The organism is Gelidibacter sp. (assembly GCF_053579655.1).
In genome coordinates this window covers 93,805-117,278 of sequence record NZ_JBMDWE010000001.1, presented here as the reverse complement: position 1 = coordinate 117,278, position 23,474 = coordinate 93,805, and the positions used below count along the sequence as shown (strand labels likewise).

Sequence of the window (23,474 nt, the reverse complement as noted above, 5' to 3'; positions counted from 1 at the left end):
TTCCACCGACTCAAAATAAACTTCTTTTTAACCTTTCTTATGCCAGGCTCAATTTGCATTTCTGAAAAATAAAATTATATTTGTTAAGGTTACTATAAAGTTTTGTTAATAAAACTGCTATAATCTTCACAAATTAACTAACTAATTATTTAAACTATGAGAGTGAAAAAATTTGGAATTCTAACATTTCTACTTTTGTTTCTGGTTCAAACTGGTTTTGCACAGGAAAAAATTGTAAGCGGCACCGTAATAGATAATAATGGCGTACCAATAGCTGGGGCCAATATTATCATTAATGGCACAGCCCGTGGTACAACTACGGACTTCGATGGAAAGTATACGATTAACGTTGCTGAAGGACAAACGCTTGTTTTTACAAGTGTTGGATACAATGAGCAAAAAATCACTGTAAAAACTTCTAATACGATTGATGTCACTCTTATGGAAGGCGTGGCCTTGGATGAGGTTTTCGTTGTAGCCTATGGGACGGCAACCAAAGAAAGCTATACGGGTTCAGCTGACGTTATTAAAGCATCAGATCTTCAGTTAGCTCAAAATACTTCTTTTCAAGACGCCTTGGTGGGTAAAGCACCAGGTGTTCAGATAACAAAGGGATCAGGGCAAGTGGGATCGGCAACCAGTATACAAATTAGAGGGGTTGGGTCGATAAACGCTTCAACAGAACCATTGTATGTGATCGATGGTGTTCCTGTTGCTTCTGATAACTCGGGGCAATTGCAAGGCTATATTTATACCAGCAATAACGTTTTAAACTCATTGAATCCTGAGGACATCGAGTCGATTTCAATTTTAAAGGATGCTGCAGCCTCATCTCTTTACGGGTCGCGAGCGGCTAATGGTGTGGTTTTAATCACGACCAAAAAAGGAAAGACCGGAGAGCCAAAAATTAGTTTAAAAACGTCCATAGGTTTTTCTCCTTCTTGGGCAACCGACAACTGGGAACCGGCTAGTACTGAGGATAACCTTGACTATCTATATCGTGTCTATTATGATGCTGAGTTGTCTGGAGGTGGCACTGCGGTACAATCTAATGCCTATGCTTTAAGATCCTTAAACAATCGCTTTGGGAAATATGGATATATTTTTGCCACCAATGGTACTGGTCCAGGCGAGAACCTTGTGATTACAGGTAAAACAGATGGCGTCTTAAATAGAGAAGGTCAATTTTACAATTGGCAAGATGAATTTTTTAGAAACGCTGTCAACTTAACAAATGATGTTGCGGTAAGTGGTGGAACAGATAAAACTACCTACTTTTCATCCTTCTCTTATACCCGAAATGACGGCCGTGTGAAAGAAAATAATTATGACCGCTTCTCTGGACGTGTCAATGTGATTCAAAAAATAGGCAATTTTATTGAATTTGGATCCAATGTCAATGTTTCCGGAAGTACATTAACCGGTTTTAATGATACCAATAATGCTGGAGCGAATTATTTTCAGGCCGTCCGCAGCCGTTTATTTGGAGTGTATTGGCCAACCGATTATAAAACTGGCCAAACCTATACTGGGCGTTATGGAAATAGCTTCGCTTACAATAACTTGTTTCATGATAATGAATGGGAAAATTTCTCAAAAGTTTTTCAAACACGCATCATAGAAACCGTTAAAGTGAATATTTTACCAGAATTAACAGCACAAACGATTTTCTCTTATGACAATAGCGAAACGAAAGACCACCTTTATTATAGTCGTTTACATTATAATGGTAAGGGATTGGGAGAAGTGAACGAAATGTCTACCAATGAAAAGCGTGCCGTTTCTTCGACGACTTTAGTCTATGACAAAAGTTTTGGAGTGCATAATTTCAATGCACTTGTAGGTTTTGAAACGGAGCGCAATCGAACTACTTTTCAAAGATCAACAGGTACAGATTTACCAGCGAGTGGATTGCACACTGTTTCAACTGCAGGAGACACTGATGCCGCTGCTCATGCTTGGGGTAACTCCATGATGTCCTACTTGTCAAAATTGGAATATAATTACAATAGAAAATATCATTTGGCGGGATCTTTACGGAGAGATGGAAGTTCAAAACTAGGACCGAACTCACGTTGGGGGAATTTCTGGTCGGTATCAGGTGCTTGGAGTATCGATAAAGAACCATTCATGGAAAATATTGAAACTATTAGTTCACTAAGAATTCGTGCTTCCTACGGAATCAACGGTACTTTACCACCATCTAATTATGGCTGGAGATCTTTAATAGGCTATTCTGCTAAATACATGAGCTTGCCAGGTTCAGAGCTTACTAATATTTCTGATCCTAATCTTTCTTGGGAAACGAATAGTATTTCGGACGTGGCTTTGGAATTCGGATTGTTCAAAAACAGACTTTATGGAACTATCGAATATTTTAATCGTGATTCGAACGACCTTTTACAAAGTGTTCCAATTTCAAGAGTTACCGGTTTTAGTTCAACTTTAAGAAATATTGGGTCAATTAACAATCATGGCATCGAATTACAACTTGGCGGTAAAATTATTGATAGCAAAGATTTTGTATGGAGCGCGAGTGCGAATGCTTCCTTTGTGAAGTCAACCGTTAAAACCTTGAATGAAGGTGCAGATATCAGATGGTATGACAATGTCGATAAAAGAGCCCAATACATTTATAGAGAAGGAGAATCTACACTGGCATTTTATGGTTATGAGTATGCGGGAGTAGACCGCACTAATGGCGTTAATATGTTTTACGTCAATGATCCAGCCAGCGCTACTGCGGGTGACTTTTTACTAAATGGTAGAGGTGCAACCTACGATTTTAATAAAGCTAATGAAACCATTATTGGAGATGCCTTTCCAGATGTTCAAGGAGGATTTAACACTCAGGTAGCGTATAAAGGTGTTTCACTTGGATTAAACTTTATTTATAAAATTGGAGGATACCTTTATGATTCTGTTGACCAGCAAGTTGCTGATGATGGACTTTATTGGGAAAGAATGCGTTCACAATATGCTGTTGACAATATGTGGACTGAAGAAAACCCAAATGGATCCTTGCCTAAAGTTAGAGGTACCGATGAAGAAGGCGTAACTCAATACAGTAGCCGACACCTTTATGACGCTACCTTTTTGAGATTGAAAAACATCAACTTGGGCTATGATTTTCCTTCGTCCGTAACAGAAAAAATGAAACTTTCAAACCTAAGAGTATTTGCTGTGGGAACAAACTTATTTACCTCTTCAAAATACAAGTATGCGGATCCTGAAGTAAATCAATTTGCAACCAAAGGTTGGGAGTTGCCTTTTGCAAAAAACTACACTTTTGGTATTGAATTAAGCTTCTAAACGAAAAATGAAAAACATGAAAAACATGAAACACATGAAATATTTAAATAAAACATCGCTGGTTATAATAACGGCTTTAATCATGTCTTTGGGGTTCACTTCCTGTGAGGAGGATTTTTTAGATGTCCCACCAACAAATGCTGGCGATTCATCTACAGCCATTGGAACTGTAGCCGATGCAAAAGTGATGCTATCAGGAATCATGCGTAGAATGACCGACCTTACTTATTATGGACGTAACTTTATGGTATATGCTGAAGCAAAAGGAGGTGAGGTCACTACCCGAACCTTGGGAAGGGGGTTGAGTGATATGTATACTTTTAATAGTACACCGACATCAAATACTTTTGAAGAATTTTGGAATGGTATGTACAATAGAATTTTACAAACCAATTATCTTATAGAGAGCATTGATAAAGTGCAAGGCGAAGGTAATTTTAACGATATAAAAGGACAAGCCTTAACGCTTCGTGCCATACTATATTTTGACTTGGTTCGAATTTACGGCAAGCCTTATACCTTCGACAAAGCATCATATGGCGTTCCAAACATTTTAACTCCCATTGATGCTTTAGAGCAACCTTTAAGAGCGTCGGTAGAAGATAACTACAAACAGATCATGATTGATTTGTTGGCTGCTGAATCGCTTTTATCTAAATCCAAAAACAATGGTTACCTAAACTATTATGCTAATAAAGCAATGCAGGCACGCGTCTATTTGAGTATGGCTAATTATCCTCAAGCGCTTGCTGCTGCTCAGGAAGTGATCAATTCAGGAACGTATCAACTGTATTCCAATAGTGCATGGGTAGATTCTTGGACAAAACAATTTGGTTCCGAATCAATTTTTGAATTAGGGATTGTGCCTAATGAAAACGATCATGGCAATGGCAGCTTGAGTATTTATTTCAGAAAGCAACTGTATGGATCCAGTAGTGCCAACGGACAATATTTTGCGAGTGATTACTATATAGCGCGATTAGGCCAGGATGCAAGTGATGTGAGATGGGGGATTATGGGCGACGATAGAGAGTTTGCTTCTGAAGCCATTCACTTGGGGGCAAGTTATAAGTATAGTGGAAATACGCTGCTTGCTGGTGATGGAAAATCAACGCCTACAGCGGTTAACATTAAAGTGATCAGATTATCAGAAGTATATTTAATCGCCGCAGAAGCAGCTTTTCATTCTGACAAAGATTTGGCTGCCGATTACCTGAATGCGATTCGTAAAAGAGCTCCTAATCTAGCTCCGGCCACAGCAGGTACTATCAGTATTGATATGATTTTGGATGAGAAAAGTAAGGAGCTTTTCACTGAAGGGCAACGCTATTTTGATATGCTCCGCTTAGGAAAACCAATTACTTTTAATGATGATTTTAATGATCTGCCGATTATAGCAAGACCTAAGACCATTGATCTGACTTTTAATAAGATTGTTCTGCCAATTCCAAAGAATGAAATTAATGCTAATCCTGGACTTGGTGCACAACAGAATCCCGGGTACTAAAATAGAAAAGCATTTAATTTAATCTGGACAAACAGACCGCTAAAAGCCTAAGAAATCTTTGATTTTTTAGGCTTTTTTTATTTGCTTAGGTTATATTCCAAACAGAAGGATCAAACCATTTTTACGATTACTTCAAACTTTAGGCAAGAATCGATATGCTTTATTATGAAAAAACAATCAGACAATTTGATTTGGTTGGTGTTGATTCAAAATCAGTCGATACAGAGTTAAGATCGAAACGAAATTTTAAAATTTTCAAATCTTCATAAAATTTTCGAAAAGCTTATCTTTGTGCATTACATCCATAAGTAATTTATCCTAAGCAAAAGGGTTCATTTTTAAAAAACAGTTGCTGTTTTTTAGTAGTCTTATTATCTGTTGTTTTATCATTTGAAGGACTGGCGCAAAATAAAAAACCAAAAGTGGCTTTGGTCTTGAGTGGTGGAGGTGCGAAAGGTTTGGCGCATATCCCCGCATTGCAGGCGCTCGATTCATTGGGAATTGTACCCGATTTGGTGGTGGGAAACAGTATGGGGAGTATTGTGGGTGGACTTTATGCTGCGGGGTATTCTGGAGATAGCATTGCGAGTCTTACAAAAAACCCGATAAACTTCGCTTTTTTATAGGCGTTGGATTTCAATTAAATCGTTCCAATTAAATAGAGTTTCTAGTTATAAAAACAGACTTAAACTAACTTTCCACTTGGATAAAATTTCAGTTTAAGGTACATTGTTTTTTAATACATCCGACGGTTACTTCAGCTCATAATTTAGGATCTTTTCAACACGAATTATCAATCCCCGATATTCCCAATTAATACGGAAATTTTTATGTTAAAATCATGATGGAAATCATGTGAATTGACAAAAATTTAGATCTGAAATTACCCCACGAAACAGCTGTGAAATCTCTTGATTATATAGGGGTAACGGCCTTTGCTTTAAGAAATGAAATGCCTATTTTTGTTCCATATTTGAAAGGAAAGTATTTAAACATAGTTGTATAAAAATATGTCAAAAAAAACAACCAACAAGGGCATTTATATTGCCACCACAGAACCCAATATCGGGAAGTCGATTATTTCTCTCGGACTCATGCAATCACTATTGGGAAAAGCAGCCAAAGTAGCTTATTTCAGACCGATTATCGACGATTTCAAGCCCGGTAAAATCGATAACCATATCAATACCGTGTCAAGTTATTTCAAATTGGATATCAAGTTTGAAGATGCTTACGCATTTACCAGGAGCGAGGTTATTCGTAAGAAGAATGAAAACAAGGACGATGAGATTCTTGGTAAGATCATTGAAAAATATAAGGCCCTTGAAGCGCGTTTCGACTTTATTTTGGTGGAAGGCACCAGTTTTATTGGTGAAGGCTCTATCATGGAGTTTGACATGAACGTTTTGATTGCCAAAAACTTAGGTGTCCCAGCCATTATTATTGGCGGAGGTGTTGGAAAAACATTGGAGGAATTTGTGGGTAACTTACAAATGGCGTTTGATTCCTTTAGAGACAAAGGTGTCGAAGTTATCGCCGTGATCGCCAATAAAATAGAACCAAAAAATCTTACTCTGGTAGTATCGGAATTAGAAAAATATCTGCCTTCAGAGGTCATTGTAAGCGCCATTCCGTTAAACAGCACTTTGGCGAATCCGTCCATTAAGGAAATTGTGGACACTTTAGATGCCAAAGTTCTTTTTGGAGAAGCTTTTATTAATAATCAAGCGGGCCACTTTAGTGTGGGCGCCATGCAACTGCCCAATTATCTCAATCATTTAAAAGAAAATGCCTTGGTGATCACGCCTGGTGACCGCGCCGATATTATTTTGGGTGCGCTCCAAGCTAATATTTCAGATAATTACCCATCCATATCAGGAATTGTGCTGACCGGTGGCATTATGCCGGAAGACTCCATTCTCAAACTTATTGAAGGACAGCCCGATGTTGTGCCTATTATTTTGGTTGAAGGCGGAACCTTCTCGGTCACAAACTGTATCGGGAATATCCAATCGCAGATTTATGCCGAAAACACAGACAAGATCACGACGTCCATTAAGGAATTTGAAAAATACGTCAAAGTAGACGCCTTGGTTGAACGTCTGATTACCTTCGAAACCAAGGGCATTACGCCGCGAATGTTTCAGTATAATTTGTTTCAAAAAGCAAAAGTCAATAAAAAACATATTGTCTTGCCCGAAGGATTGGATGAGCGCATCTTGCGCGCCACCAAACGATTGGTGGATCTTGATGTCGTGACCATAACCTTACTTGGCGATAAAAAACAGATTGAGGATAAAATTGTAGCCTTGGATATTGGATTGGATCTGAACAAGGTGACGGTTATAAATCCTATTGAATCTGCTTATTTTGAATCCTATTCAGAAACGCTTTATGAACTTCGCAAACACAAGAATGTCAATTTGGCGATGGCTAAGGATTTCATGGAGGATGTGTCCTATTTTGGGACGATGATGGTTTATAAAGGCGATGCCGACGGGATGGTTTCGGGTGCCGCACATACCACGCAACATACCATTCTGCCCGCACTTCAATTTATTAAAACCAAACCAGAAGCGCCGATTGTGTCTTCGGTGTTTTTCATGCTCTTGGACGATCGCGTTTCGGTGTATGGCGATTGTGCCATTAATCCAAACCCAACCGCGATACAATTGGCAGATATTGCCATTTCCTCTGCAGCCACCAGTTTGGTTTTTGGGATTGAACCAAAAATTGCGATGTTATCCTATTCTTCAGGATCATCAGGAGTAGGAGCAGATGTGGAACGTGTACGTGAAGCTACAAGAATCGTCAAAGAAAAAAGACCTGATCTCAAAGTAGAAGGGCCTATCCAATATGACGCCGCGGTAGATATGCATGTGGGTAAACTAAAACTTCCAGATTCGGAAGTTGCAGGTCAAGCCAATGTCTTTATTTTCCCTGATTTGAATACCGGAAACAACACCTATAAAGCGGTACAACGCGAAACAAAAGCCTTAGCCATTGGGCCAATCATTCAAGGTTTGAATAAACCAGTTAACGATTTAAGTCGGGGCTGCACCGTAGATGATATTTATAACACCATTATTGTGACAGCAATTCAGGCGCAAGGGATTTAAAATATTTTTAAATGTAGTCCCTGTCTGCGGACAGGGGAACGCTTCGCTCTAAATATCAAGAATTAAGACAAAAGTCGAAAAATAAAAAAACATGAAAATATTAATCATCAATTCTGGAAGCTCTTCCATCAAATTTCAGTTAATGGATATGCCTTCCGAAACCTTGATATGTTCAGGATTAGTGGAGCGCATTGGCTATCAATTTGCCACTATAAACTACAAAACAGGTAAAACTACAATTCAGCACACCCATAATATAGAAAATCACAAACAAGGACTACGCAAAGTTGTTGATTTGTTGCTCGATAAAGAAAATGGTGTCATTGCCAAAACGGATGAAATCGAAGTAGTAGGACATCGTGTGGTTCACGGCGGCAACTCGTTTTCAGACACGACGTTAATCACCTCGGAAGTGAAGGCTAAGATTCAACAATATGCAGCATTGGCACCTTTGCACAATCCTGGGAATCTTGAAGGTATTCTGGTGGCTGAAGAGATTTTCCCTTCAGCAAAACAAGTTGCCATTTTCGATACCGCTTTTCATCAAACGATTCCGGAAAAGGCTAAAAAATATGCCATTCCTAATGCACTTTATGAAGAGCATGGCATTCAAGTGTACGGATTTCACGGCACAAGCCACCAATATGTTTCTGAGAAAGCAATTGCTTATTTAAAGCCTAAAGCCACAAAAATCATTACCATTCACTTAGGAAATGGTTGCAGTATGACCGCCGTTAAAGATGGTAAAAGTATTGACCACACCTTAGGTTTCACGCCGTCCAACGGTTTGATTATGGGATCCAGAAGTGGCGATATCGATCATGCCATTATTTTCCATTTGGTCAATAACTTGAATTATACGTTGGATGAAGTCAAAACACTCCTCACAAACAAAAGTGGGATGTTGGGCCTAACCGGACATATGGATTTAAGAGATATTCAAGCAGAAGCTGAAAAAGGAGATAAGGATTGCATCCTTGCTTTGACCATGAACGCCTATCGCATTAAAAAATACATTGGTTCCTACGCAGCAGCAATGAACGGATTGGATGCGATTATTTTTACGGCGGGCATTGGAGAAAACTCCAGTGTGATCCGTAAGATGGTTTGTGAAGACATGGATTTCTTCGGAATTATTTTAGATGAAGCCAAAAACGAATTAAGATCCGAAGGTTTACGAGAAATCAATACGGCGTCTTCCAAAGTGAAAGTTTTGGTCATTCCTACCAATGAGGAATTGGAGATAGCAAAACAGGCTTTTGAGTTGTTGAGTTAGTTACTTTAGAAATATTAATAACGATCCGTAACGGATCAAAATGAAACACTGCGAATCTTGATATTTGCGGTGTTTTTTTTTGTTAAAAATTTAAAATTCTGGAAATAAAAGGTATCACCGAAAATTCAATATAATTAAGCCCTTATTATTCCTTACCTTAATGATTTTAATATTTTGAACCATTAAGGCATTAAAATAATTAAGCGTGAAGGTAATTGACAAGGCTCTTAATGTCCTTAATTCCTTAATTTTTTTCTTAATGTTTATATTTTTCTAAATCATTATTAAGATAAAAGTGCCACATCTAGATTCTGTTGATTAGTAATTGTTACCTACCATTAGAGGGGTAACTTTCTGTTGTTCAGTACGGTGAAATAGTATATCTTACTTAGAATTATTGGTTCTAAAACTACTTATACATTCCAAATATGGAGGATTAAAGTTTATTTCGTATTAGTACATTCAAGTTATATAAAACCTGAAAACATCTGAAATGGAAAAATCAATATCCCAAAACGATTTAGAATTACATCAAGCTTTTGAGATAATTCTTTCGATAAAAACGTTCACCAATTATATTTCAGATATAGCACAAATGATTTATAAGGGTTCTCTAAATTCAGAAAATCTAAACACTATTGTAAATGAATACAAAATAAAAAATATCTATAATGGAAAATGCAGAGAATGTGATAACAATCAAAAATTAGAGTTTGACCATATTATTCCCTTTTCAAAAGGAGGTTCAAATACATATCGTAACATCCCACTTTTGTGTGAACCCTGTAATCGGAGAAATCAAATAATATCGGATAAAATATAGTGCACAACACCATGAAATTACTCTCTTACAATCATCACTGTTGGCATTAATTAATCCATTTAAAAAAACCATAAACCCTTGAAAAAAATCCTACCATTACTCATTTGCACTTTAATATCCTTCGGAGTTAAAGCCCAAAGTCTTATCGGGGCTTGGGAAAGCACTGCAACTTCTGGAAGCAGACAATTATAAAAATGATCATATGTCTTACTATATAACTGATATGAAAGGTAAGTTGCTGGATAAAGGTGTTATAGCGAAGGCGACCTTAACCAATAATAAAACTGAAATCAATGTCATTTTACTTCCTGTATCAAATTACATTTTAAGTGTTTTTGAAGATGATAAAAAAGTGGAATCCTTCAAAAACATAAAAACAAACAAATATTAATGACATGTTTATTATTTAAGAATTGAAAAATATAGGATTTTTTGGGAATTTTTCCAATATTTGAAAAACATGAATTCCATCAGCTCATCCAAAATTTCCATTGGAAATAATAATCAGCCCCTATATATGAAAATTAAAACCAAAGTTAATTTTAAAGAATACGTAAAGCTGCTTTTTAGCTTAGCGTATGAAAAGACGATACTGAGATTGCTCTTAGGTGTGGCTTTTTTAATATTGCTGTGGATTATCTTCTTTAATTTAGAAATTTTCGATCTTCCAAAACCGCTTATTTATCAATATGTGACCTTGATCTTAATCGCTGTGGTGCAGCCAACTGGCCTTTATTTGACCATGCGACGGACTTATAAGTCCAGTAATCAATTACAGGAAACTTCAGAGTTTGTAATATCGCCTAATGACTTTAAGATTAATGGCGAATCGTATTATATGGAAGTGAAATGGGAAAAATTGTTCAAGATTGTTGAAAAACGAAATTGGTTTTTACTCTATCAAAATAGTTTGTCGGCGATATTGATTCCTAAAAAAGATATGAGTGCCACGGATATCAAAAGTTTTAGACAAATCGTAAAAGGCATAAACGACGTGCCAGTTGAATTGTTGGATACCAAAGGTCTGAAAGTAATAAATTGGAGTTAACCGATTGATTTTCCTTTATCTTGAGGTTAAAACCTTCTCGAATTTGGTTACCAAATTCGTAGATCCCTTTTAAGGTTTCAATGATTCATTAATTATTGCAGCTAATTGTTTGTGTATTACATGCCATCAAAAGATACTTTCATAATGAACCTCCAAGACCATTATAATCAACTTTATAAAGATTCCATCACTAAAATCACTTCCGATCATTACGAAATCGATCCGCTTATAAATTCTGATCAGGATGATCGTTTTGGATTGTCGCTCATCATCAGACCATCTGTTGCTATTAAAAATGAAATTCAGAAATTCCTCAACGAACTGAATAGCATTGAACCCAATCAATATTACTACCCCAATTCAGACATTCATATTACTGTCATCTCTGTGATTTCGTGTTATAGCGGACTGCAACTATCACAAATTAAGGTTCCCGCATACATTAAGCTTATCGCAAATAGCCTCAAAAATCAGGAAGCAATGACCTTAAGTTTAAAAGGCATTACAGCCTCGGCGTCCTGTATCATGATTCAAGGTTTTACAAATGATGATAGCTTAAATCAGCTGAGAGATCGATTAAGAAAGGAGTTTATAAACTCTGATTTGGAACAGAGTATGGATGAGCGCTATCTCATTCAAACCGCGCATGCTACAGTATTTCGTTTTAAGGAGAAATTAGCGCAAAAAGAAAAATTTCTAGAAATTATTGAAAAGTATAGAGCTTATGACTTTGGAACTTTTAGCGTAGATGGCATCGAACTGGTTTATAATAATTGGTACCACCAGGAACGATTTGTGACCAAGCTTCATCATTTTAAAATAAATAAAATTCCCGAGATCGGATAAACAATTTTCGTAAAATTTACTGGACACGAATGTTTTTAAACTAAAAAAGCAAACCTATGATGGTTTGCTTTTTTGATGTGAGCCCGACAGGATTCGAACCTGTGACCGCCTCCTTAGAAGGGACATACTCCACAAAACCAGAAATATAACCAATTGATTTATAAATACTTACATTTTAAAAAAAAAGAATAAAAACCTATATTTTAATCAAATTACTAGTGTTATTATTAGTGGCAAAAACAACCTCGCATCCCTTGCTGTTAAAGGGATTGCAGTGTTTTTAATCATTTAGGTTTTCAACTTTGAATTCACTTATGGACAAATATAAAATAATTTGATCGATAACACCAGGTAATTATCTCGCATTACTGAATTTGATTAATTATTCACCAAAAAGAGACTTGACATCAATTGATTCAATTCTTTGACTTTATTGTCGTCAACAACACCGCCGTCCATATATAATTTTCTATTGATCTCTATCATTATGCTATGCACATTTTCATTTTTTTGATAATGTTTCATAGGAACGATGGTGCCGACATACGGGTAATTTATTTTCACTGAATACCCCTGATTGGTCAGAAACGCAACCGCCATGTCAACTAACCATTTTGGGGAGTGATAATCATCTGTACCGATACAAAAATCAGGTCTGTCAGTGCCTTGCTCAATATCAGAAGTAAATGGAGTGTCTGCGAAGGAATGACAGTCAACAATCACTGGAGATCTACCATCTTTAAGTTTTTGGTCTACAAGATTAGTTAGTTTCTCGTGATGTTTGAGATAATAATCATGATAGATTACCTCTTTGTTTCCGTTTGCGTTTTCCCGAAGCAATTCACCACGATCTGTTTTTGTGTAGTAAAAACCACGTCCGTACTCAAACATCACCTCGTTTTCATCCTCAAGGCGTTCTACATCACAGAAAATCCTACTATATGGGAATACCACTTTGGACAAACTACCAATAGTGAAGATTTCATCAGTGGCGAAATCAGTAAGCAAGTTAATTTCATGCTCCATTATTTCAGTACTCACAAAATCGGATTTGAATTGGTCGGGTATTTCAGTCTTTGAATGTGGAATATGAAAAATATAAGAATCTTCAATCTCATCACTAAATAAATCTAATCCTAAAAGCGTATTATATCCAATCATATTACAATTTTGATATTTTTTAAATGTCACATCGTTTTTATAGTATTTTATTCTACAATAAAACTTCCATAAAATCCGATCGTTTCTATTATTTATTCAAACGTCCATAGACTTTTTTCAACATATAATCCTTTACCAGCATCCCAAAATCCTTATCATCCATCATTTTGGTAAAGATATCCTGATTCTGTTCCATTCTGCCGATAAGCTTATCCATGAACGCATCCTCAAAACCGAATTTAAAATTGGACATGGTATTGTTTCTGGCTTGTTCTGACAATCTATTGTCTGCAACCAATTCGGCTTCTATCTGATCGAAAAACAATTTGTCCGCTTCATTAAATTCTGTACCAAATCGATTATTCAATACATCTATAATTTCCGATAGAGCCTCCTTTTCTTCCTTGTTCATGCGTATTCCAGCACCGTCCATAGTTTCTAATCCATACTCGCCTTTGCTTTCTAACGCAATGTCCTGTTCGGCTATTTTTTGAAGACGATAGTATTCGAGGGACACCTCATCACCAAGTTGAAAACGGTCGCCTTGGTTGGTGCGTGGCAACTTCTTTAGTAGGAAACGCGAATAAGTAAATAACTTTTCCAACTCCATATTAGTAAATGGCATGATTTGGGTCAAAAACGAATACAATCTCGTAAAGGTTTGTAAAGCGTGTTTAAAATTATCCTGTGTAATTTCCGTACCGATAACGTCATCCTTCGAGTTCTCTGCTGGCAGTTGTTTAAAGCGTTCTACGGCAGGATCTATAAATGCATTGAGTTTGCCTTGTTCTTTTACTGATAGGGCTTTGGTCGATTTAAAAAACACGTTACAAAAATTATTAACCTCCGACTCCCAAATCACTTGTGCTTTTTCAATTTCATATTGTAAATCGTGTAATTGATTAGCATCCGTTGTGCTTTCAACGGTTGTCAGCTCGTAGGGCTGAAACGAATTCAATATATCCTCGGTGTCGTTCACAAAATCAAGAATGAACGTATCATCCTTTCCCGCATGCATTCGGTTTAACCGTGATAAGGTTTGCACACATTTTACGCCCGACAATTTTTTATCGACGTACATGGTATGCAGTAAAGGTTGGTCAAACCCTGTTTGGTATTTGTCGGCTACCAACAATAATTGGTATTCGGCTGAGGCAAACTTTTTTGGAACTTCATTCTCCTTAAATCCGTTGAGTTGCATTTCGGTTACGCCTTCGGGATAAGTGTCATAAATTACTTTTCCAGAAAAAGCGACTATCGTTTTAATGTCTGTGTAGCCTTTATCCTTTATGTACTTATCAAATTCTTCTTTGTAGCGCACTGCATGTAAACGTGAACCCGTGACGAGCATAGCTTTGGCTTTGCCTCCAATCTTTTTGGAAACTACCTGTCTGAAATGCTCGATGATCACTTCGGTTTTTTGTGCCAAATTATGTGGATGTAAAGACATGAAACGTCCGATGGCTCTTGAAGCTTGCTTTTTATTAACCGTTGGATCCTCCTCAATCTCTTTGGATAATTTAAAGTAAGTTTTATAAGTGGTATAGTTTTTCAATACATCCAGAATAAAACCTTCTTCAATAGCTTGTTTCATGCTATATACATCAAAAGGTTTTGGAATACCGTGCGCATCTGGTGTACCAAACACCTCAATCGTTTTTGGTTTTGGTGTGGCGGTAAATGCGAAAAAGCTCAAATTATCCTGTTTTCCTCTGGCTTCCATCGATTTTCTAATCTGATCTTCGGCATCCTCATCCAATCCAGAATAGGCCTCCTCAATCATCGCTTCTTCCAAGGTTTTAGCAGAGAGCACCTCCTTCATCTTTTTGGTAGCTTCGCCACCTTGGCTCGAATGCGCTTCATCAATAACCACCGCATATTTTTTGGCTTTCAATTCGCCAACCTTTTCTAAAATGAATGGAAATTTCTGTAAGGTGGTTATGATAATGTTTGAACCCGCAGTAATAGCATCGGCTAACTGTTGTGAGTTTTTATCTATTTTTTGGACGACGCCTTGTTTATGCTCAAACTGATAAATGGTGTTTTGCAACTGATTATCCAAAACTTTACGGTCTGTAATCACGATCACCGAATCGAAAATACGTTCGTTTTGGGCATTGTGTAAACTTGATAATCGGTAACATAACCACGCAATAGAATTTGACTTTCCTGAACCCGCAGAATGTTGAATTAGGTAATTATGTCCCGCGCCCTTTGCTTTGGCATGTTTGGTTAGTTTACGCACCACATCCATTTGATGAAACCTCGGGAATATCATGGTTTCCTTTCTTCTGCTTACACCATCAAATTCGTAAGTCTCAACATTCAAATGCAGAAACTTACCAATAATATCCATAAAACTATCTTTTGCCCAAACATTTTTCCATAAGTAATCGGTACGGTAACCTTTCTTGTTGACAGGATTTCCAGCACCGTTATTATAACCAAGGTTGAATGGTAAATACCGCGTCTCTTTACCCGCTAACTTGGTAGTCATAAAACATTCATCAGCATCTACAGCAAAATGAACTAACGTCCGTTTTTTGAATTGAAATATAGGTTCGCTCGGTTCTCTATCATACACATATTGCTTTTGGGCATTGGTAACATTTTGACCAGAAAACTGATTTTTCAATTCCACAGTCGAAATAGGCAAGCCATTTAAACTTAATACGATATCTAAGGAGTTCTTGCCCTTTCGCTCATAGTATAATTGCCTAGTAACCGATAAATGGTTTTTAGAATATAATCTTTCAGAGTCGGGGTTTAAAGAACTTTCTGGACGAAAATAAGCCATGTTAAACTTTACCCCATAATCCGTAAAACCGTGGCGCAAAACATCCAATGTGCCTTTTAGATCGAGTTCTTTAAGTAAGCGTTGAATCACTTTAGTTTCAACGGCTTCGTTATGGATGTTAGAGAGTTTTTCCCATTGTTGTGGTTGGGAGTTTTTAAGAAATTCAATAACGTATTTAGGGAAGATACCTAACTGCGCATCAAAATCTTTAGAATGACCTTTTACATAGCCACCATCCTCCAATAGGGATAATTCGATTGCGGTTTCAAACGTTAATTCTGTATGTATGCCTTTTGCCATATTTGTTTTATCTTAGTTACTTCATAGTTACCATCATAGTTACCATCATAGTTACCGTCATAGTTACCAATTTAGAAATTTAGTCATCAGAGTCTATATTTTTTAAAATAGAAATAATGTTCTTTCCATTGTCAGTAGTGAAATATTTTTGCTTCTTACTTCTTGGTTTATCAGAAAGAGTCATCTCTAAAAACTTCGAATCTAACAAAGGTTCAACATGAGTAACAAAATTCTTTGTTTGATTTGATAAACCTAAACAATCTACTAAAATCTCTTTTTTTCTTTTTGGAATTAAAGCAAACTCCAAAACTTTTATTTGCTGTTTTGTTAATGCTTTAACTTGGTCATCAACTTGGTCATCGACTTGGTCATCAACTTGGTCATCAACTTGGTCGTTAAATTCAGGATGAATAGGAATCTCAATTAAAAAATGAGTTCTATGTGGTTCGTTAGTATCAAATATCGGGCTATCTGAACCATTATCTTTAAGTGCTTTTACTATCGTAGGAATACCTGTTCCTCTGCCTTCAGTAAGTCTTAATTCCTTTAAAAATTCTCCAATACGTCTGTTTCTATAACGTCTTGCTCTCACAATTCCTTTGTCAAAATCATCCTGTTTTAATGAAGGATCAGCGCCATTAAAACTTATAATTTCAATGGCATTTGGAAGAATCCGAACTTCAATAGGGTCTTGCAATTCATAATTCCTATGATATACGGCATTAGAAAGTGCTTCTTCAATGGCATTAAATGGATAATTAAAAACTCGGTCAGAAGCTTCTTTATGGGCATATTTAATCACTTTCTCTTTGATAACATTCGTTTTTATATAAGAAAGCACATCTACTAATTGCTTTTGAATCGCGCCATGAAATATTTTCTCATTAAACTTTTTCGCCGAAACTCCTTCTGGAAACTCAACAACATCTATTTGAGCACCTTTGTAAAACTTTTCTGGATTCTCTGAAAACATGAGTAAGCCCACGTTTTTAGGAAACAAGTGTTCTTTTGCGCCTTGAGTTAAGTTCATTTTTTCAGCAAGTTCTTCCACCGACATCGTGTTACTTTCTTCATAAAGCCTACTCTTTGTCTTTTCAAGATGCTCTCGCATTAATGAAAAACTGATATCGTTGACATGGGCAAGGGTATTCACTCGATCATCAAAAGGCACTTTTGCTGTCAATTGTATGAGTTCAGCTTCTTGCTCGGGGTTTGGAACGATACTATTGGAGCGAAACCGAATGCGATAACTATAGGTTTTATGTTTTGCGCATACATCATCAGGCACTTTGTAAGGTCTGTTGCTTCCTGCTGGAACCCAAACAACCAACACGTGTTTTCCATCAATAGGTTCTAAAGACAATCGAGGCATATAGGCAGGTTTAATAAGGTTACAATAGCCTACCAATTCCTTTTCAATGGTTTCTAAATCATTAGGATTAAACCCGAAAACAGGTCTTATGGCTTTACCATTAAGGTCTTCTACGCCAATAATAACATAGCCACTCCCTTCATTTTCAAAATCGTTAGCAAACGCACAAACAGAACGCATTATAGGCGTAGGATTCCAGCCTTTTTTAAATTCCATGCGTGTGCCTTCCACAACGTTTCCAGACAACAATTTTTCTATACCAACTAATATGCTCATCCTGTTAATTTAAGATTGCTTCTCTAACATCTACCTTTCCTGTGACTACCTCACTTATTAATGCGGTTTTGTATTCTTTTAGAAGGTCGATTTCTTGTTGAGATTTCTCTATAATACTACTCATTCGCTTATTACTTTCGTGGACTCCATCTATGATTCTTAATTGCTCTTTCAATGTTTGGTAATGCAAATGGAAAGTTCTTTAACTGTTCAAAATTTAATGCTTCTCTGTTACCACCTTGTTGACATAAACTTATTTGAATTTGACCTCCATCAGAACTCAAAAGTAAATGCAAATACTCGGTAACTATATTTTCATTTGGTCTAACAATGCAAACATGCTGATTAACATTAGCTTCTTTAAATTCATCAGTAAGATAAAAACATCTCCCAATTGAACCTCCAGTTATGTTTAACAATACGTCGCCTTTGAATACTTTACTATTATTCATTGAGTTATGAATCTCTTCTGATATGAATGCAACATTGTCAATTTTAAATCTATCAAAATAAATGTTCTGACTTCTTAATAAAGGAACTCCTGTTTCTTGATATACTTCGGCGCCCCCTCTAGGAGTAACACCACTTCCTATTTTTTCTGTAAAGTGCTTAACCTTAACAACATTCCAATGCTCAGGAATATCCCCCAGCCATTCAATACCAGAATCTTTCATCGCAACATTTGGATCAAGACCTTTGGTTACGGCTTGATTAATCATGGCAGTGCGCTCTTCTTGTAACAAGCTTATTAACTGCTCTTTTTTGGCAATTAAAGTATCTAATTGGGCTGTTTTGTGGTTGAGGTAATTGGCGATTTGGGTTTGTTCTTGGGTAGATGGAAACGGTATTGGTGTTTTATTAGTTGAATAAAGAGAAAGGTTATTAATTGTTGAACCAGATAATTCTCTAAAAATGTAATCTAAAGCTGATTTTGATTTTAAGTAAAAATAAATATATTCCTTATTAATATTTGGCAAGAGATTTATATATGCAGCACTTTTGCCTAACATAACTGTTTCCCCATTATAGTATGCAAGGTTGCCAATAGTTCCATTAATGGACATCAATATTGTGTTGTCCGTAAGTTCTTTTCTATTTTTAAGATAATCATGTTCGCTAACAAATTTGGTTTTGTCCGTTAAAATGATTGTTCCTTCTCCAATATTATTGCCATTTATAAATGCGAAAGGCGATTCATCAACATAACTAGGTGTTCCATGTAGACCATCACCTACTTTTGATGATAAAAAATTAATTCTACTTATGTTCCAATGCTCTGGAATTTTGCCAATCCACTCTACACCAGAATCTTTGTATTTGTTATATCGTTTCATTAATTCTTAGATGAAATAATTGAAGCTTCTAGAAACTTTTCAGTTTCTTTCACCAATCCGTTTTCTCCCATAAAGCTGTCCTCTAATATTTTTGTTAAAACCGATTTAATGTTATTATGTTCATCAATCACGTTCTTAATACTAGCAATAGCAATATGAGTATAGCTCTTGTTACTTGGTTTTCCTATGCGAATTTTTTCATGTTTTGTTAGTAGAGGTTTAAAATAAGATTGAATTGAATCTTCCTTCAATGTCTCCCTTATAGTTTTATTGATTTCATTTCTTAACTCTAAAGTAAACCACAGTTTGTTTTCTTTTAAAATTCTTGTAGCTGTTGGGACATAAAAATATACAAGAAATGTTGCTTCAATATTTGTAAAATAACTTCCTCTTTTTTCATAGCCATAGCTTGCAAAAACATCTCTTATTTGCTGATCAATAAACTTTTCCGTTTGAGAGATTTTTAGTTGGATAGCTTGTACTTCTTCTTGATGCTTTATTATAGAATATGCAATTGCATTATATGTTGATTCGTCCATTTTTGAGGTATAATGAGATTGAATAGTTTTAATATACTCTTTAAGGTATAAAAGTCCTTCTAGGTTTTGAATGTCTCCGACGTTAAGCTGACTTTGCACTTCAGTTATCCATTCTTGATGAGTAATATTGAGATAAACTACTTGTTTGCCTTTTATAGTAATTTCCTTTTTGTCATCTTTTAAACCAAGATTATTGAGTGTCAAAAGAACTCCAATTATATTATCTCCGCACGTTTTCTGAGTATGTTCCCAATATGCTTTTAATGGATTTACAAGGATGTGGTAGAGTTTGTTCTCAATAATTATTCCCCATTTATCATCGCCCAAAATAGAAATATCTATTCGCTTTTTTGCTTCGTTTTCAGCGAAAGCTGTTGTGTCTTCGGTAAGCACATTAAAATCACCGTTGAAAACATCAAGAAATTCAATATCGGCATATAATTTATTTTCTAGAATTGTTTTTAGGCTATCAAAGAATAAAGTTTGTAATCCGTGAGTTTCATTAACATCTAAAAAATAAGCTAGGATTTTCGAATTGACATTCTCCTGATTACGAACGCCCAAAATATCAAATAAATTTTTAGGTGTCAGTGGAGGTAAATCTGGTAAAGTCGAACCTATATCTTCTAAAAGCCTTTCAAATTCCTGCATTATTTAATCACGCTTTTTAACAGTCCATCAGTTTCCTCTTCCATAGCCATAATATCAGCCTTAATATCCGCTAACGACCTTAAAGGTTTATATTCATAGAAGTACTTCGTAAAGTTAATCTCGTAACCCACATTAGTTTTCTTTTCATCTATCCAAGCGTCTGGCACATGAGGTAATACTTCACGTTTCATATACTGTTGTATATCTTCTTTTAGTGGAATGTTTTCGGTATCCCGTAATTTAGAATCAGGTTTAGGGTTGCCTTTGCTGTCGGTGACTATTTTTCCTTTTTTAATTTCTGGACGTTCAACGGTTACTTTAGAATAGCCGAAATCGATATTATCGAAAATTTTACAATGTGCGCTTTCTTGAAAATCGCCATATAATTTCGTAATCTCTTCAATGTGCTGATCAGAAAGCTCATTGCGTTTATCGCCTAAGGACTTACTCATCTTTTTAAAGAAGTCAACGGCATTAATCAGCTGAACCTTTCCTTTACGTTCTGGAGCTTTGTGGTTGCTTATCATCCATATGTAAGTACTAATACCTGTATTGTAAAACAATTGGTTTGGCAAGGCTATAACGGCTTCTAACAGGTCGTTTTCTATGATCCATTGGCGAATACTGCTTTCGTTCTTTTTGCTACTTGGCGAGCCCGAAAACAACGGCGAACCATTAAACACAATAGCTAAACGTGAGCCTCCTTCGCTTTTAGGTTTCATTTTTGACATGAGATTCATCAAGAATAAAAACGACCCATCACTTATGGAAGGTAAACCAGCGCCATAACGACCGCCATGACCTAACGTTTCATGTTCTTCGTTGACTTCCTTACCAACCTTTCCCCACTTCACACCAAACGGTGGATTGGTAATGAGATAATCGAATTTATGATTGGTAAATTGGTCGCCCTTTAATTTTAATCCGTCTTTATTAACCAAACTGTTGCCTCGGGCAATATTATCAGGTTTTTGCCCTTTAATCAACATATCCGCTTTACAGATGGCATAGGATTCAGGATTGAGCTCTTGTCCAAACACTTCTAATCTGGCATCTGGGTTTAGCTCGTTCAGGTATTCCTCGGCTACGGATAACATCCCGCCTGTGCCCGCACAACAATCAAAAATGGTCTTCACGATGCCTTTCTGCGTCAGCACCTCTCTATCATTCATAAACAATAGATTGACCATAAGACGAATCACTTCACGAGGGGTAAAGTGTTCCCCTGCGGTTTCGTTGGAAATCTCAGCAAACTTCCGAATCAATTCCTCAAACATATAACCCATTTCCATACTTGAGACGTGCTCTGGATGTAAGTCTATTTCTTGGAAGCGTTTCAGCACTAAAAACAGTAAGTTGGATTCTTCGAGTTTTGTAATTTGGTTATCGAATTCAAACTGCTCGATTATTTCCCGTGCTTCTTCCGAAAACCCGTTGATATAGTTGCGCAAATTGGAAGCAATATTATTTGGATCGGCAATAAGCTTATCAAAATCGAACAAGCTCGCATTATGAAAATTGTATCCAGCTTCTTTATTTAAAATAGGATCTAGATTCTGGATGTTCATGCTTTTCACTTGCTCGAACTTTTTGAGAACATCTGCTTTGGTTGATGCTAACACGCAATCTAATCGTCTTAAAACTGTAAGTGGCAATATTACTTTACCATAGTCACTTTGTTTGTAATCACCACGTAGTAGGTCGGCAATAGACCATATAAAGTTAGCGGACTCTTTAATATTTGTCATAGTTGGTATGAGGTGTATTTTAAAAAAATGGAAGATACTTAAATCGTTTGAAATACCAACCTTGATCGAAGTTTGTTGTTTTCACAATCTTTAAATAATAGCTAAATTTTAAACAACTTGACGTTGGTATGTTTTGAATTTAGTCGCTGTAAATCCAAGACATGAAAGAAATGATATGTTTCGAATAAAAGTTCCGTAATGTTGAGCACGAGCGATTATATTTCTTTAATTGGGTTTATTGAGTATATTCGGTGTAATTCAATAAAAAGTTTCTAATCGCATCACACTGTGTGAATGGAGGCTTTTATTTTTATGTTTACGGGAAAGCTGAAAACCGATTTAGAGTAAGCCTATTTAAAAACCATTGTATTATGCCAGACATCAAAGACAAAAAGCACGGAAAAACATTATTCTATATTGATGGAAATGATATTAAAGATAAAAAACATGGAACAACGCTATTCTATATTAACGGTTCAGAAGTCAGAGAAAAATCTAGACATGGTACTGTGAGATTTTTTATCAATGGAGACGAAATTAGGGAAAAAAGCAGACATGGAACTGTCAGGTATTATGTTGACAGCGCTGAGGTAAAGGATAAATCAAAACATGGTTCATTGCGTTATTATATTGATGGTTCTGAAATTAAAGACAAAAGGCATGGAAATGTAAAATACTTTATAGACGGAGCGTTAACTCGCGACCAACTTTACGCTTTGATTTCAATAATTTAAACAACCTAAATTTAATGCTCTTCCAAAAACAGGTTTCCAATTGTGTTGAATTAGTTGGAGACTTATTATTGAAATATGACAATTAAACCAAACATGAAACTTCTACTCACAATTACATTATTGCTCTCATCGTTTATAGTCGATGCTCAAACCTATATTAGACAGGGGAAAGGCGATTATAATGAGGTGTTGTATACGTGGGACGGAAAATATTTAAGGCAGGGGAAAGGTGTGTATAATACGGTTTTGGCCACTTATGACGGTAAATATTTTCGTCAAGGCAAAGGTGATTACAACACAGTTTTATCAACTTGGGACGGTAAATATTTAAGATTAGGAAAAGGAGATTATAACGATGTGCTTTGTACATGGGACGGTGAATTCATTCGACAAGGCAAAGGCGATTATAACACGGTTTTATACACTTTTGATGGTAAATATCTGCGTCAAGGAAAAGGCAGTTACAACACCGTTTTATACACGATTACGGGCGAAATTCCGATTGAAGTTTTAACTTTTATTGTCAATTAACTCAGAATTTGAGACGAGAGTTTTGTGCGTGTGAATTTAGAAAAACTCGTAAAAATTTACGACTTCTGAAAAAATGATGTAAAATATAAGCTCCGTCCGT

Annotated in this window: 17 protein-coding genes; 11 read left to right on the top strand and 6 right to left on the bottom strand. The window is 36.2% G+C overall.

The features are described from left to right. The first annotated feature begins 156 nt into the window (after window positions 1-156). The 9 genes from ACOH2D_RS00495 (at window position 157) to ACOH2D_RS00455 (ending at window position 11,931) form a co-directional block, all read left to right on the top strand. A complete protein-coding gene (locus tag ACOH2D_RS00495) occupies window positions 157-3,312 on the top strand; it encodes a SusC/RagA family TonB-linked outer membrane protein (RefSeq protein WP_449534072.1) in 3,156 nt (1,051 codons plus the stop codon). A gap of 34 nt (window positions 3,313-3,346) precedes the next feature. After that, entirely contained in the window at window positions 3,347-4,819 is a 1,473-nt protein-coding gene (locus tag ACOH2D_RS00490; RefSeq protein ID WP_348062719.1) for a RagB/SusD family nutrient uptake outer membrane protein, read from the top strand. Window positions 4,820-5,241: 422 nt separating this feature from the next. Beyond that, the gene (locus ACOH2D_RS00485) at window positions 5,242-5,445 is read left to right on the top strand and encodes a patatin-like phospholipase family protein (RefSeq protein WP_449534071.1); all 204 of its coding nucleotides are present in this window, start codon (window positions 5,242-5,244) and stop codon (window positions 5,443-5,445) included. A 384-nt stretch (window positions 5,446-5,829) separates the two neighbouring features. Further along, entirely contained in the window at window positions 5,830-7,938 is a 2,109-nt protein-coding gene (gene pta / locus ACOH2D_RS00480) for a phosphate acetyltransferase (RefSeq protein ID WP_348038527.1), read from the top strand. 91 nt (window positions 7,939-8,029) lie between these two features. After that, window positions 8,030-9,214 carry an acetate/propionate family kinase gene (locus ACOH2D_RS00475; protein WP_449534070.1) on the top strand — a complete coding sequence of 395 codons (1,185 nt, stop codon included), beginning with the start codon at window positions 8,030-8,032 and terminating at the stop codon, window positions 9,212-9,214. A 493-nt stretch (window positions 9,215-9,707) separates the two neighbouring features. Next, on the top strand, window positions 9,708-10,037 hold the full coding sequence (locus ACOH2D_RS00470) for an HNH endonuclease (RefSeq protein WP_449534069.1): 330 nt from the start codon (window positions 9,708-9,710) through the stop codon (window positions 10,035-10,037). Window positions 10,038-10,239: 202 nt separating this feature from the next. After that, window positions 10,240-10,428: a hypothetical protein gene (locus ACOH2D_RS00465; RefSeq protein WP_348038518.1), complete on the top strand. Its 189-nt coding sequence runs from the start codon at window positions 10,240-10,242 to the stop codon at window positions 10,426-10,428. A gap of 126 nt (window positions 10,429-10,554) precedes the next feature. Beyond that, complete coding sequence (locus tag ACOH2D_RS00460; RefSeq protein ID WP_449534068.1) at window positions 10,555-11,085, top strand: YcxB family protein; 531 nt, start codon at window positions 10,555-10,557, stop codon at window positions 11,083-11,085. A 144-nt stretch (window positions 11,086-11,229) separates the two neighbouring features. Next, a complete protein-coding gene (locus tag ACOH2D_RS00455; protein WP_348038514.1) occupies window positions 11,230-11,931 on the top strand; it encodes a 2'-5' RNA ligase family protein in 702 nt (233 codons plus the stop codon). A 378-nt stretch (window positions 11,932-12,309) separates the two neighbouring features. On the opposite strand, the gene ACOH2D_RS00450 is transcribed toward ACOH2D_RS00455, so the two are convergent. The 6 genes from ACOH2D_RS00450 to ACOH2D_RS00425 all read right to left on the bottom strand — a co-directional run bounded on the left by ACOH2D_RS00450 (window position 12,310) and on the right by ACOH2D_RS00425 (window position 22,109). Then, window positions 12,310-13,092, bottom strand: a complete 783-nt coding sequence (locus ACOH2D_RS00450) for an N-formylglutamate amidohydrolase (protein ID WP_449534067.1) — start codon at window positions 13,090-13,092, stop codon at window positions 12,310-12,312. An 88-nt stretch (window positions 13,093-13,180) separates the two neighbouring features. Continuing rightward, complete coding sequence (locus ACOH2D_RS00445) at window positions 13,181-16,189, bottom strand: type I restriction endonuclease subunit R (protein ID WP_449534066.1); 3,009 nt, start codon at window positions 16,187-16,189, stop codon at window positions 13,181-13,183. 79 nt (window positions 16,190-16,268) lie between these two features. Next, the gene (locus ACOH2D_RS00440) at window positions 16,269-17,837 is read right to left on the bottom strand and encodes an RNA/DNA-binding domain-containing protein (protein WP_449534065.1); all 1,569 of its coding nucleotides are present in this window, start codon (window positions 17,835-17,837) and stop codon (window positions 16,269-16,271) included. Window positions 17,838-17,968: 131 nt separating this feature from the next. Further along, window positions 17,969-19,171, bottom strand: a complete 1,203-nt coding sequence (locus ACOH2D_RS00435) for a restriction endonuclease subunit S (protein WP_449534064.1) — start codon at window positions 19,169-19,171, stop codon at window positions 17,969-17,971. Then, a complete protein-coding gene (locus ACOH2D_RS00430) occupies window positions 19,171-20,361 on the bottom strand; it encodes a PD-(D/E)XK nuclease family protein (RefSeq protein WP_449534063.1) in 1,191 nt (396 codons plus the stop codon). Before ACOH2D_RS00430 ends, ACOH2D_RS00435 begins: the two co-directional genes overlap by 1 nt. Then, window positions 20,361-22,109: a type I restriction-modification system subunit M gene (locus tag ACOH2D_RS00425; RefSeq protein ID WP_449534062.1), complete on the bottom strand. Its 1,749-nt coding sequence runs from the start codon at window positions 22,107-22,109 to the stop codon at window positions 20,361-20,363. Before ACOH2D_RS00425 ends, ACOH2D_RS00430 begins: the two co-directional genes overlap by 1 nt. Before the next feature lie 371 nt (window positions 22,110-22,480). On the opposite strand from ACOH2D_RS00425, the gene ACOH2D_RS00420 reads away from it, so the two are divergent. Together ACOH2D_RS00420 and ACOH2D_RS00415 are read left to right on the top strand one after the other, a co-directional pair. Next, complete coding sequence (locus tag ACOH2D_RS00420; protein ID WP_449534061.1) at window positions 22,481-22,843, top strand: hypothetical protein; 363 nt, start codon at window positions 22,481-22,483, stop codon at window positions 22,841-22,843. 93 nt (window positions 22,844-22,936) lie between these two features. After that, window positions 22,937-23,374, top strand: coding sequence for a 6-fold beta flower protein (locus tag ACOH2D_RS00415; protein WP_449534060.1), 438 nt, complete (start codon window positions 22,937-22,939; stop codon window positions 23,372-23,374). The last annotated feature ends 100 nt before the right edge of the window (window positions 23,375-23,474 follow it).